Raw genomic sequence first — 12,579 nt, 5'->3', positions numbered from 1 at the left:
CCATTTTAAGGGTATTGACCATGGGTAGACTTGGACGATATGATGTATAAAATACAAATAATTATTCGGATAATCCATTTAATATTCATCATGCAAAGTGCTACTATAATTGAAATATCTTCGAGAAGATTTTGTGATACAATATACAAAAACTCAAACATGAGTAATCCATTTCATATAGAACCATGCAGATGAAGGGATTAAGACAAGAACGGATGGGGGAAAACGTAAGATGTCTACACCTACTGGATTTATGGAATACAAACGGCAGCTGCCTGCGGACCGCCAACCAGCGGAGCGGGTTAAGGATTGGGAAGAGTTTCATAAACATATGGCTGAAGAAGAGCTCAGAACACAAGGTGCACGATGCATGGATTGTGGTACCCCGTATTGCCATACAGGTATAGATATGACTGGCGGAACGTCGGGCTGCCCTGTGCATAACCTGATTCCAGAATGGAATAATCTGGTGTATCGTGGTTTGTGGAGAGAGGCGCTTGATCGTCTGCACAAAACGAATAATTTCCCTGAGTTTACAGGTCGTGTCTGTCCTGCTCCTTGTGAAGGGTCATGTACAGTGGGACTGATCGGTGAACCTGTAACCATCAAAACGATTGAAGAAGCCATTATTGAAAAGGGTTTTGAAGAAGGATGGGTCGTTCCCCAACCTCCGGAGAAACGTACGGGTAAACGTGTAGCAGTTGTAGGTTCAGGTCCTGCAGGACTGGCTACGGCAGCTCAGTTGAACAAAGCAGGTCACTCAGTGACCGTATACGAGCGCTCCGACCGTGTCGGCGGTTTGCTGATGTATGGTATCCCTACGATGAAATTGGACAAAAACGTCATTCAGCGTCGTGTTGATTTGTTGGAAGCAGAAGGTATTCAATTTGTAACAAACACGGAGATCGGTAAAGATATTGCTGCGCAGCAACTGGTGGATGATTATGATGCGGTTGTCCTGTGCGGCGGTGCAACCAAACCACGTGAGTTTAACATTGAAGGCAGTGACTTGAAAGGCGTACATTACGCCATGGATTTCCTGAATGGCAGCATCAAAAGTTACCTGGACTCCAACCTTGAGGATGGTAACTACCTGTCAGCACAGGACAAGGATGTTATCGTCATCGGTGGCGGGGATACGGGTTCCGACTGTGTAGCTACATCACTTCGTCATGGTTGTCGGAGCATTACACAATTTGGCACACATACTCAGGCTCCTATGGAACGGGATCGTATTAACAACCCTTGGCCGCAATTCCCGAACGTATATACTCTTGATTATGCACAGGAAGAAGCGAAAGCATTGTTCGGTGACGATCCGCGTGAGTTCTCCATCATGACGACCAAATTTGTGGGTGACGACGAGGGTAATCTCAAAGAACTTCACACCGTTCAAATCGAGCGTATTGTAGATGAGACGGGACGTAAGATCTATCAGCCGATTCCGGGTACAGAGCGCGTCTTCCCAGCTCAAATGGCCATGATTGCTATCGGTTTTGACGGACCGGAACAGACTCTTGTGGAGCAACTCGGACTTGCAACAGACCGTCGTACCAATGTTAAGGCACGTTACGGCAAATACAATACCAATGTGGATAAAGTATTTGCAGCAGGTGACATGCGCCGTGGTCAAAGTCTGGTTGTATGGGCAATTAATGAAGGCCGTGAAGCTGCCCGTGAAGTGGACAAATACTTGATGGGTGCTACAGTTCTCGTATAAAGAATAATGAGCCGTATATGTATATGGATTTGCAATTTTTTAATAAAATATATAACTGATTCAATAAAACTCTCGCAATTAGCGGGGGTTTTTTGTTGTTTTTAAGATAACATGAGACGTTCAGCTACAATTATTTTAGACAACTGTGAGGTATAGCATTGCTTTTTATCTCATAAAGATTTATTATTACATTATAATGATTATAAATAAGAAACGTAATGACACTTAATTAAAAACTAAACGAATTGTGAAATTATAATATCCGGAGGTGCAATCTTTATGGCAAGTAACCGGGACAAATCCATTTCAGAACAGATTGATGACATTAAAAAACAGTTGGTTGCAAAAGGGTATAAGCTGACACAGCAACGAGAAGTTACGGTACGTGTGTTACTTGAGCATGAGAAGGATCATTTTAGCGCAGAGGAAGTGTTTCTGCTAGTCAAGGAACAATTCCCCGAGATTGGCTTGGCTACGGTATATCGTACGCTTGAACTGCTTAGTGACCTACAGGTCGTAGAAAAGATTAACTTTGGGGACGGTGCTGCGCGCTTCGACCTGCGAAGTACGGATGGCTCACATCACCATCATCATTTGATTTGCACAGAGTGTGGCACTGTAGAAGAGATCATGGAGGATGGCTTGCTTCGTTTGGAACAACAAATCGAGCGTCAGTACGGCTTTGCCGTTACAGACCATCGTCTTGATTTTCAGGGCGTATGCAAAGAGTGCAGAGCGAAGCAGGCTTTGAATGAACAGGCAGCAGGGTAAATCCAATGGGGAGGATGCTCCCGCAACCAAAATCTGATATAATAAGTTTCAGAAGCAAGGGGCTTCCGTGGGCGGAAGGCCCCTTTTTGCCGTCATCTGGACGGTGAAGGAGGAGAGATGGACGGATGAAGACACTGGTTATTGCGGAAAAGCCCGACATGGGCCGAACCATTGCCGCCGTCATAGAACCAAGAGCCAAGAACAATCGCAATTATTTGGAAGGTGAGCATTACATTATCACCTGGGCGATTGGTCATCTATTGGGACTTGCTGAACCGGATGCCTATGATTCAAAGTACAAGCGCTGGAATATCGGCGACCTGCCGATCATTCCGGATCAGTTCAAGATTGTACCCAACCCCAGAACGAAAGATCAACTGAAAATGATCGGAGAACTTGCAAAAAGGGCATCGGCCATCGTTAATGCTTGTGATGCAGGGCGAGAGGGACAGTATATTTTTGCCTTAATTCAACAACAGTTGAAGCTGCGTCAGCCTGTCAAACGTCTGTGGATATCGGACCTGACCGCTGAGAGTATTAAACGTGGTTTTGACGGTTTGAAAGATGCCTCCGAATTTGAGAATTTGACCCATGCTGCCAGGGCTCGTAGTGAAGCGGATTGGCTGATTGGCATGAATGCATCCCGGGCTTTCACTACTCGACATAATGCCTTGCTCTCTGTAGGCCGGGTGCAGACTCCGGTACTGGCCTTGATCTATGATCGGGAAATCGAGATTGAAGCGTTCCAGTCCCAGACCTTTTATGAAGTAGCCGCTTGGTTTCGTCAGGAAGGAGTGGAGTACAGGGGATTACGTCAAGGAGACAAGCTGACCGACCCCGCCGTTGCTGAATCGATTGCGACCAGTGTGAAGGGAAAGACGGGACAAATTACCAAGTACGAAGCAAAACAGACCAAGGAGTATCCATACCGGTTGTATGACCTGACCCTTTTGCAGCGTGAAGCAAATGCCAAGTATGGATATGGAGCGAAGAAAACGTTGGATATTGCACAGGCGCTTTACGAGAAACATAAAGTGATCTCTTATCCACGGACCAATTCAAACTATGTTACGGAACAGAATATTGAAGGTATGCACAAAACGCTGAATCTGCTTAAAAATGGACCTTATAGTGAACTGGCGCAAGGAGCGAAACCTGAACTTGTTCATAAAGGTAACAAGGGTGTATGTAACCCATCCAGAGTTGAGGATCACCATGCAATTCTGCCTACATTAAAACGACCGGGTACGTTATCCAAGGATGAACAGAATATCTATGATCTGATCGTAAGACGTTTCTTATCTCATTTCTATCCGCCAGCAGAGTATAAGCAGCATACCGTGCTCACTGATGTTGAGAAGCACCAGTTCAAGACATCTGTGAAAGAACTGCTGTCACTGGGGTGGAAGGTGGTACTGGGAACTTCGGATCAGGAGCAGACAGGCAAGAAAAAGACAAAGAAAAACAGCAACGAAGAAGAGGAAGCAGAGGAATGGACGGACAAGGCCTTTGCCGTTCAACCTGAATTGCCTGTTCAATGTACCAAGAGTGAATTCAAGGAGAAGGCGACACAGCCTCCCAAGAGTTATACTGAGGGAACGTTGCTAAAAGCAATGGAGAGTGCAGGGAAACAGATCGAGAATGAAGAGCTCCGTGATGCTATGAAGGACAGTGGACTAGGTACACCTGCGACTCGTGCGGCAACGATCGAACGACTCAAAAACGTGGGTTACATTACGATGCAGGGTAAAAAGATGCAATTGACGTTGAAGGGTCGGACAGCTATCGAGCTAATTCGTAAGGCAGGCGTAGATCTGTTAACTTCTCCTGAAATGACGGGCCAATGGGAAAGAAGACTGTACCAAATTTCCAAAGGTGAAGCGGGCCAGGACAAGTTTATGGAGAATGTCAAAAAATTTACGATGTCCATTATTGATAAAGTACGTGTGCAGGCACCCGCACCAGCGGATGCTTTTGGGGAAGACACACGTGGGGGACGGGGTAAAGGCAAAGGAGCCAAAACCCAGAGAACCAGCACTAGAACTACTTCTACCAAGACATCAGGTACTGGCTCAAGTACCATTGCAGGTTCGAAGCCTTCACGTCAAGCGTCGGGAGCGTCATCCAGAAATGGCAGTGTTGCGAACTCAACGGCACAAACGCGAACTTCGACTTCCAGTCAACCGGGCGTTCGTGAAACGCTGGCATCCTGTCCATCACCGGGTTGCACCGGTCAGATTATTGAAGGAAAAAAAGGTTATGGCTGTACAAGGTTTAAGGAAGGCTGCGGCTTTGTCATATGGAAAGAGTACGTCGGCAAGAAAATAACCAGTACGATGTTAAAAGCGTTGATTGAAAAGGGCAGTACTCAGGTACTGGCTTTTAAACGAAAAGACGGAAGTACGGTGAAGGCACGTATTATTTTGCAAGATAAGGTAACCGGCAAACTATCTGCGGAAAAGCAGGATGCATAAGTTTATTGGATGTAAAAGCAGAAAGAAGAACGTGAAGGCTGATATACCAGCGCCAAATCCTATTAGAATTAAATAAGAAAAGGACCCTTATCCAAGGGTCCTTTTTTGTTGCTGCTGTTGTATATTTTCATGGATGACCTTCGGAACCTCTTCCAGGGCGGTGATGGTATACATCGATGTCTCTGGATTAGGTTGAAGCTCAACCATGTTGTATTGCCATTCGTTCGGCTGTTTGATATATATGCTATGGATGCCGGCCGTCACTGCTGGCATGATGTCTGTGCGCAGTGAGTTTCCAATCATCCAAGTTGCACGACGTTCAAACGGTCCAGTTGAAAGAATGCCTTCGAGCGCTTCAATGTTCTTATGTTGCCGAATGTAGATCCGGTCATCGAAATAAGCCGAGAGCTTCATCTGGTCAATCTTCCGCTGCTGAATTACGGTTTCTCCACCTGTATACAGGTAGAGGGCATGTCCAGCTGATTTAAGATTCTCCAGCGTTTCGACCATATGAGGATAAGGTTCAACCTCTTGGTCATATACACTCATTCCCAATTTGGTGAGGTAAGACTCTTCTTGATGAGAGGTTGGCTTTGAGAACTTCTGGGAGAAGTAACGGTAGGTATCAATAAGGGATTGCGGGAAATGGTGACTTGCAAATCCCAATTTATTGACCCCGGTTACATCAATCTCTAGCTGCTTCTCCCTAATTTGTTGAACCGTTAGGGCATGTCCATCAAACCACTCCTGCATGTTCTCGAAGAATTCACCTAGCACTAGGTTGAAATATTTATTGCAATACACGAGTGTATCATCTAGATCAAACAAAATATGTTGTTTTATTATTTTCATATCCAATTCACTCCTTGCAGCAGCAGCACAGTTGTTCATATTTTATATGCGAATATAAGATTCCAGGAACATATTCAATTCAGATACGCCATCTGGTCGAATACTGTATTTCTCTTTGCGATTACTGCCGAGCAGATGGGTTCGCAGCAGTCCGGCGATGCGCAGTGCCATAACCTGATCTTTAACCATATCCTCGTCTTTACCCAGCTCCTCACACATCTCAGCGAGTGACTTCGGTTCACCTGACACGTAGCGTAGAAGACGGAGTCTTTCCGGATCAGCTAGGGCATGTGTGAAACGAAGCAGACAGGTTGGTGGTTGGTCTTCATCCTCTTCGGGTGCGTCTACAGGATACTGCATGATCATCATGCCCTCATAGAAGCAGTACATATTAATGGGGCGGTTGTGGACGGTTGGAAACAGGATAACTTCATCCAGTCCAGGCATCGGTTCAACCAGAACACCCGCAGTAGCGTATTCAATAAGGAGTTCAGGCCCCATTTTTTCAAGCAGTACGCGTTTCTCTTCAGCTTCTTCCTCCAGCCAGGTACGATAATCCTCACTCATATTCTGGCAGTAATGCTGATCCCAGAGTCGCAAAAGTGGCACATAGCTATCCCGAATACGTGTAGATTCTTCTATTGTAAGATGGGGTAGCAGAACAGATACGCGTGCGAACAGCTCTTCGGCTGTTAGTCCAGCAAGCATATCCAGAAAATCAATATTCTCATTAGAAGTGTTCCGATAGGCCGCCCATGCAAATAATACATCAAAGTCATCAAAAGGCCAGGTGGCAGCAGGTGCGAGCGCTGCTCGAACATTGGAACTTAGTTTGCCTTCCACCTCAATGATCCATTCAGGGCCAACATCCAGATGTTGAATCCACTTCTTCGTTACATATACCAAAAAGCTGTTGAGCATTTCATATATCGGTGAAACATCGATTTTAACATGATAAGCCATATGATGCAGAATCCTCCCGTCACATCTAAATGTACGCAGCGACTTAAGTACTATTATGGCTTGTTTTGCAGGGCGTTGTCCACTATAATGTTCAAGTCCAGGGCAAAACGCCTGGCGTAACCATACATGATCAATAGAATAGTTATAACATGCGAAAGGTCGTCAGTGATGGCGATTTTTCTTTGTATGCTTGCAGGAGGAATGATTTTTGTGTCATCTATAACCACCCCCAAATTATCACATTCTACATCAAACTATCTCATTCTGATTACCGTTATTGTTGTGGCGGGGATCAGCCAGGGACTTTTATTGCCGGTGCTCTCCATTTTCTTGGAGCAAAAAGGAGTCTCGCCGGGTTTGAACGGATTGAATGCAGCCGCATTGTACGTTGGATCTTTTGCCATGACCTTGGTGGCGGAACGACTGCTGGGAGCTATTGGTTTCAAAAAGCTGATTATCGGCGGACTGTTATTTGTCATGATTCCCCTGATTCTATTTCCTTATTTTCCGGATATCAAAATTTGGTTTATTTTGCGTCTCGTCGTCGGAATCGGTGATAGTGCACTCCATTATTCTGCCCAGCTATGGGTACTACTGGTGACCGCACCCGAAAAACGCGGACGTTACATCTCTTTATATGGTATGTCTTATGGTTTAGGATTCAGTATTGGCCCATTGGGAATCAAGCTGCTCGGGTTTGGGGATGCCGTTCCATTCTGGGTATTATTCGTATGTATGGCTGCGGTACTTATGCTTGTATTAATGAAGCTTCCCGATACGAAGCCGGAAAAGGCCGAACATGGACAACTGCCTGAACGCCGTTTCCGACGCAGCTTGGCCTGGGCATGGTATGCGCTGTTGCCTGCGTTATTGTACGGGTACATGGAAGCCGGGATGAACAGCAATTTTCCGGTATACGGGCTGCGTATTGGTCTGGATGCCAATCAGATATCGTCCTTGCTGCCTTTTGTCGGAATAGGTGGTCTGTTTCTGCAATTACCTCTAGGTATGTTGAGTGATCGTTATGGTCGGAAGCAAACGTTAATGTTTGCTGGTATTACAGGAGGTATCATCTTCATGCTGGTTCCTGTGGCCGGCACACATTTCTGGTGGACACTTGTGCTGTTGACCATAGCAGGAGGTCTGGTAGGTTCATTTTTTTCGCTTGGCCTGGCCTATGCCGCAGATATTTTGCCAAAAGTGCTGCTGCCTGCAGCGAACGTAGTGGCCTCATTTCATTTTACAATTGGAAGCATCATTGGACCGAATCTGGGTGGGCAAGTGATTAACTGGATTTCACCAGGAAGCATGTTTATTTTGCTTGGATTCATGTATCTTCTTTTTGGTGCAGCAGGTGTATTATTTCGTCGTAAACCTATGCTCGAATCTGTGGTAAAATAGAAGCTGGTGTTCGCATGGAAATTGATGTCCATTTCCGAGTACACTAGTAGTAGGGAAAAACATGGACAAGAGGAGACATCGCGATGATCAGAGTTGAGGGTTTAAGCAAATCCGTTGGAGCGGACCGGGTTCCGGTTCTGCGGGATATACGATTCGATATGCAACAGGGAGAAATGATTGGTGTAGTGGGCTCAAGTGGCAGCGGAAAAAGCATGCTGCTTAAATGTCTTGCTATGATGGAAAAATGGGACAGTGGTCGATTTACGGTGGACGGCGCCGAGATTATAAAAGAAGGTTGGTCTGGAAAACGGAAAATTAAACGGGAATGGGCATACTTGGAACAGAATCCGCAATTGTATCCGAGACGTACAGCTTTGAAAAATGTATTGATCGGTCGTTCTGGTCAAACTCCTCTATGGAGAATGGTAACAGGTATGGTTCGTTCCGATGATTATATGGGTGCGATGGATTATCTGGAAGGGCTCGGATTGCTGGATAAAGCACACCAGACGGCAGAGAAACTCAGCGGTGGCGAGAAGCAGCGTGTTGCGATTGCCCGAGCGCTGGCGCATGGCGCCAAAGTTGTTTTGGCGGATGAACCTGTCATCGGACTTGATCCTCATACCGCAGATACGGTGCTGGAAACACTGCGCAAATTGTGCGAAGAGGAACGGGCTACCGTAATTGCAGTATTGCCGATTGAGATGGCAGAGAAACATGCGACCCGCATCTGGGGTCTTGCGGAAGGCAAGATTGCTTTTGATATACGTGGACGTCGGTTGACACAGCAAGAAAAAAATATGATTTAAACTATTGAAAAGAGTGATGAATTTGCTTAATTCACGGTGGGGGCGCCTGTTAGCGGGGGGAGCAGCTATGATTGTACTCGGCTCCGTTCTTAGCGGATGCACTGTCCTGAGTGATCCCAAGCTTTTAATGAAACAACCCATGATGTCGATGGACAAGGAGAGGCTTCTCACAATTGTACAGAAAGAACAGCCTCCTGAAAGCCAATTAATTCGTCCCAAAGACTTGAACAATACAAGCATGATACGGGTGGCAGATTTAGATGGGGATGGAACCCGAGAGGCTATTGTTTTCTACGAAACTCCGAGTGAAAATGTGCGGATTCATGGCATGCTTCTCGAAGAGCAGGGTGATACCTGGGTGAAAAAACTTACTTTTGATGTTCCGGGAAATACCTTACAATCGTTTAAACTGCTGGACATCACGAACGATGGCAATCCTGATATTGTTCTTGGAGTGAGCCTTGAAGCACAGAAAGCTTTAATGGCATATTCCTACAAAGGAGGAGCTCTTGAACAGGTGATGGGCGGAGTACCGTATAATGAGTTGATTATTGATGATTTACAAGGAAATCCTTTGGATCTTAACGGGGACAAAAAAAATGATTTTGCTATCGTTTCCCTCAACACCAGCGGATTTGCCTCCATTGCCCTATATCAATATGATGATGGCAGTTTCAAGGAAGTGGACCGTATACAGACGGACTATACAGTAAAAGAATTTTATAATGCACTTGGTGGTCAAATTGCCAAAGATAAAGTGGGCTTCGTATTGGATGCCGAATTGGACGACCGAAGTACTTTTACACAGATTGTTTATGTAAAAGACAACAAATTGGTGTATGCATTCAATTCCCCTGATCAAACCTATAGAGATGACAAAATTTTAAGCGGTGATTTTAATAATGATGGTATTATTGAATTTGGATTGAAAGAGACACCCAGAGGCTGGGAACATTACGTATTTGATGCTCGAATGTGGTTCTATACTTTCTATCAATGGAATGGTAAGGATGGCAAAGATTTTGTATCCTTCCAGTATCGTGATGATGCGAATGCATTCCATCTTAACCTGAAAACGGATTGGTACGGAAAAGTTACAATAGATACCAAATCGGAAAAGGGAAAATATATTCGTTTCAAAATGATTGATACGGATGAAACGGTGGGTGAAATTAAATATTTCACACTTACGCAATGGGAACAGGACAAAGGTAAAGGGTGGAAAGAAATTACCAAATCGAATGATCGAGTGATTGCTTATCGTGGCGCGCAATCTGCGAATAACGATGGTGGATTACTGGACAATATGTCGCATCTGAACAGAAAGGAAGAACTTAATGAGTAAAGTACTTATTCTTGAGGATGAAGAATCCATCCGCAGTTTTATTGTTATTAATTTGAAGAGAAACGGGTTCGAAGTGCTCGAAGCGGGAGACGGACATGAAGCGCTTCGTATTCTGCAATCCGTACCAGATATTGACTTGGCTTTGCTGGATGTTATGGTTCCCGGAATTGACGGGTTTGAAGTGTGTCGACGAATTCGTGAAACGAATGAACGTCTGGGTATTATTTTCCTGACAGCCAAAGTACAGGAGCAGGACAAGGTATATGCGCTATCCGTTGGAGCAGACGATCATGTAAGTAAGCCGTTTAGTCCAACCGAGCTGATTGCACGTATACAATCTTTGTTGCGCCGGGTCAATGTTCACCGGGAGACGGCTGCAAAGGTAACGTTCCAATCAGGGCCGTTCTCGCTAGATCTGATCTCCAAACAATTTAAGAAACAAAATGAATTAATTGAGTTAACACCAACCGAATTTTCCTTGATTCAATTTTTCTTGGAAAAAGAAAACACACCGCTTAGTCGAGATGTGCTGCTGGATCACGTGTGGGGCAAAGAGTATATGGGTGATCCCAAAATCGTCGACGTAAACATTCGCCGCTTGCGCCAGAAAATTGAGAACAATCCTTCCGAACCTGAATACCTGCAGACTGTATGGGGTCACGGGTACAAATGGAAGGGCCGGGATCAATGATCAAAAAAGGCATTACACGGCAGATCGTACTACATTATTTCATTGTAGTTTTTCTGGCTCTGCTGTTGGTGGAATTCGTATTTTTGATTGCAGTACAAAGGTATTATTACGAGAGTATTTATAATACGATTAATCAGCAGATTACATCAACGAACGATTTTAAAGAAACGTTATCTCGTACGGATGAGGCTAATAATTTATCGTATTTGCTCGCTAATTTACAATTGGGTAGTACCGAGCTGCAAATCCTTGATATGGATGGCCGAGTCTTGGCTAGTTCAACTGCTTTTGAGTCCGAGCATGCCGTTCTTCAAACGAGCGATATATCACAGGCCATGAACGGAAGCATTGGCCGTTGGGTGGGAAGACAACCCCTTACGGGTGAGCAAGTCATGGCGGTATCCCACAAGTTAGATTTGGGTGGCGAAAATACTTATATTGTGAGGTACCTCACCTCGTTGGATATGGTTAATTCCAAGCTTCTGGTTATGGGGCTGCTTGCGGTTGCTGTAGGTGTGGCTGTACTAGTCATTGTTTTAATTATCAGTATCGGAATGGCGAATTCAATTGTGCGACCGCTCAATAACATTACAGCTGTTTCAGCTCAAATGGCCAGGGGACGTCTGGATGTCAGAGTTAAAGGGAATTACAAGCACGAGCTTGGTGAACTGGCATCTACATTGAATTTCATGGCACATGAGATTGTACGCAGTAACCAGATTAAAGACGATTTTATTTCATCTATTTCGCATGAATTGCGGACACCTCTGACCAGTATCAAAGGCTGGAGCGAAACCTTGGATTCTGGCGGATACGATCCCGATGAGACGAGAATTGGAATGAGTATTATCTCCAAAGAAACCGAGCGATTGATCGGTCTTGTTGAAGAAATGCTCGATTTCTCCAAATTGCAGCAAAATCAGATGAAGCTTGTAAAAGGCTCGGTCAGCATTCGAGAAATTGTTCAGGAAACGATGTTGAACGTTTGGGCCAAAGCGGAGCAAAAGCAAGTACATCTCAAGCTGGACACGGATGAGACGCGTGCGTTTAACGTATTTGGAGACGGCAATAGGCTGAAACAAGTTTTTCTTAATCTGGTTGACAACGCGATTAAATTTTCTCATGAAAATTCGTGGATTTTCCTTTCTGTTAAAGAAGAGAAGGGGCAGATCATAGCTGCTGTTCAGGATACCGGTATCGGAATTAGTGAAGAACATCTCATCAAAGTACGTGACCGGTTCTTCCAAGTGAATCACCAAAACGGGGGAACAGGGCTGGGTCTAGCCATTACGCAGGAACTTGTAGAACTGCATGAAGGCACGATCACGATTCAAAGTGAGCTTGGTTCGGGAACCACGGTTACCGTTTCTTTGCCAGCATTGCCTGAGGAAGAGGTTGTAACAGGTGAAGTTCCTAAGCATAACAGTGACTCTGAAGAACTGCAGGAGACACAAGCCAAGGAGTCAAACACCGATAAGGAAGAAACATAATCTCTAATTGCAAAGTTAAGGCAACGTATATTGTATTTTTTGAAATAACGTTTGGATTTAATG

The 12,579-nt window shown here is 44.9% G+C and carries 10 protein-coding genes; 8 read left to right on the top strand and 2 right to left on the bottom strand.

The genetic code is table 11. The features are described from left to right. The first annotated feature begins 232 nt into the window (after window positions 1-232). The 3 genes from BLS14_RS09070 (at window position 233) to BLS14_RS09060 (ending at window position 4,965) form a co-directional block, all read left to right on the top strand. Window positions 233-1,720 (top strand): glutamate synthase subunit beta, encoded by a 1,488-nt coding sequence (locus tag BLS14_RS09070; protein WP_090951189.1) that lies wholly within the window; start codon window positions 233-235, stop codon window positions 1,718-1,720. A gap of 303 nt (window positions 1,721-2,023) precedes the next feature. Further along, the gene (locus tag BLS14_RS09065; protein WP_024633997.1) at window positions 2,024-2,491 is read left to right on the top strand and encodes a ferric iron uptake transcriptional regulator; all 468 of its coding nucleotides are present in this window, start codon (window positions 2,024-2,026) and stop codon (window positions 2,489-2,491) included. A 125-nt stretch (window positions 2,492-2,616) separates the two neighbouring features. Beyond that, a complete protein-coding gene (locus BLS14_RS09060; protein WP_090951186.1) occupies window positions 2,617-4,965 on the top strand; it encodes a type IA DNA topoisomerase in 2,349 nt (782 codons plus the stop codon). 87 nt (window positions 4,966-5,052) lie between these two features. Here the strand turns inward: BLS14_RS09060 and BLS14_RS09055 are convergent, their stop codons facing one another. Both BLS14_RS09055 and BLS14_RS09050 read right to left on the bottom strand, forming a co-directional pair. Further along, on the bottom strand, window positions 5,053-5,817 hold the full coding sequence (locus BLS14_RS09055; protein ID WP_072733280.1) for an HAD family hydrolase: 765 nt from the start codon (window positions 5,815-5,817) through the stop codon (window positions 5,053-5,055). A gap of 42 nt (window positions 5,818-5,859) precedes the next feature. Further along, window positions 5,860-6,780 carry an ArsR/SmtB family transcription factor gene (locus BLS14_RS09050; RefSeq protein ID WP_090951184.1) on the bottom strand — a complete coding sequence of 307 codons (921 nt, stop codon included), beginning with the start codon at window positions 6,778-6,780 and terminating at the stop codon, window positions 5,860-5,862. A 201-nt stretch (window positions 6,781-6,981) separates the two neighbouring features. On the opposite strand from BLS14_RS09050, the gene BLS14_RS09045 reads away from it, so the two are divergent. The 5 genes from BLS14_RS09045 to BLS14_RS09025 all read left to right on the top strand — a co-directional run bounded on the left by BLS14_RS09045 (window position 6,982) and on the right by BLS14_RS09025 (window position 12,516). Next, the gene (locus tag BLS14_RS09045) at window positions 6,982-8,181 is read left to right on the top strand and encodes an MFS transporter (protein WP_063562823.1); all 1,200 of its coding nucleotides are present in this window, start codon (window positions 6,982-6,984) and stop codon (window positions 8,179-8,181) included. A gap of 83 nt (window positions 8,182-8,264) precedes the next feature. Next, window positions 8,265-8,990: a phosphonate ABC transporter ATP-binding protein gene (locus BLS14_RS09040; RefSeq protein ID WP_024634002.1), complete on the top strand. Its 726-nt coding sequence runs from the start codon at window positions 8,265-8,267 to the stop codon at window positions 8,988-8,990. A gap of 67 nt (window positions 8,991-9,057) precedes the next feature. After that, window positions 9,058-10,335, top strand: a complete 1,278-nt coding sequence (locus BLS14_RS09035; protein ID WP_064637175.1) for a hypothetical protein — start codon at window positions 9,058-9,060, stop codon at window positions 10,333-10,335. Next, complete coding sequence (locus BLS14_RS09030; protein WP_063562821.1) at window positions 10,328-11,026, top strand: response regulator transcription factor; 699 nt, start codon at window positions 10,328-10,330, stop codon at window positions 11,024-11,026. The genes BLS14_RS09035 and BLS14_RS09030 overlap by 8 nt, the downstream gene beginning before the upstream one ends. Continuing rightward, entirely contained in the window at window positions 11,023-12,516 is a 1,494-nt protein-coding gene (locus BLS14_RS09025) for a sensor histidine kinase (RefSeq protein WP_064637177.1), read from the top strand. Before BLS14_RS09030 ends, BLS14_RS09025 begins: the two co-directional genes overlap by 4 nt. The last annotated feature ends 63 nt before the right edge of the window (window positions 12,517-12,579 follow it).

This window comes from Paenibacillus sp. OK060 (assembly GCF_900101205.1).
Classification (GTDB): Bacteria; Bacillota; Bacilli; order Paenibacillales; family Paenibacillaceae; genus Paenibacillus; species Paenibacillus marchantiae.
Note: the sequence above shows the minus strand (reverse complement) of the source record. Positions and strands in the feature narration are given on the sequence as shown.

Bases quoted from the DNA above. Each gene is read 5' to 3' on its own strand.
- BLS14_RS09070 (WP_090951189.1), top strand. From the start codon at position 233: ATGTCTACACCTACTGGATTTATGGAATACAAACGGCAGCTGCCTGCG.
- BLS14_RS09045 (WP_063562823.1), top strand. From the start codon at position 6,982: ATGATTTTTGTGTCATCTATAACCACCCCCAAATTATCACATTCTACA.
- BLS14_RS09055 (WP_072733280.1), bottom strand. From the start codon at position 5,817: ATGAAAATAATAAAACAACATATTTTGTTTGATCTAGATGATACACTC.
- BLS14_RS09050 (WP_090951184.1), bottom strand. From the start codon at position 6,780: ATGGCTTATCATGTTAAAATCGATGTTTCACCGATATATGAAATGCTC.
- BLS14_RS09030 (WP_063562821.1), top strand. From the start codon at position 10,328: ATGAGTAAAGTACTTATTCTTGAGGATGAAGAATCCATCCGCAGTTTT.
- BLS14_RS09060 (WP_090951186.1), top strand. From the start codon at position 2,617: ATGAAGACACTGGTTATTGCGGAAAAGCCCGACATGGGCCGAACCATT.
- BLS14_RS09025 (WP_064637177.1), top strand. From the start codon at position 11,023: ATGATCAAAAAAGGCATTACACGGCAGATCGTACTACATTATTTCATT.
- BLS14_RS09040 (WP_024634002.1), top strand. From the start codon at position 8,265: ATGATCAGAGTTGAGGGTTTAAGCAAATCCGTTGGAGCGGACCGGGTT.
- BLS14_RS09035 (WP_064637175.1), top strand. From the start codon at position 9,058: ATGATTGTACTCGGCTCCGTTCTTAGCGGATGCACTGTCCTGAGTGAT.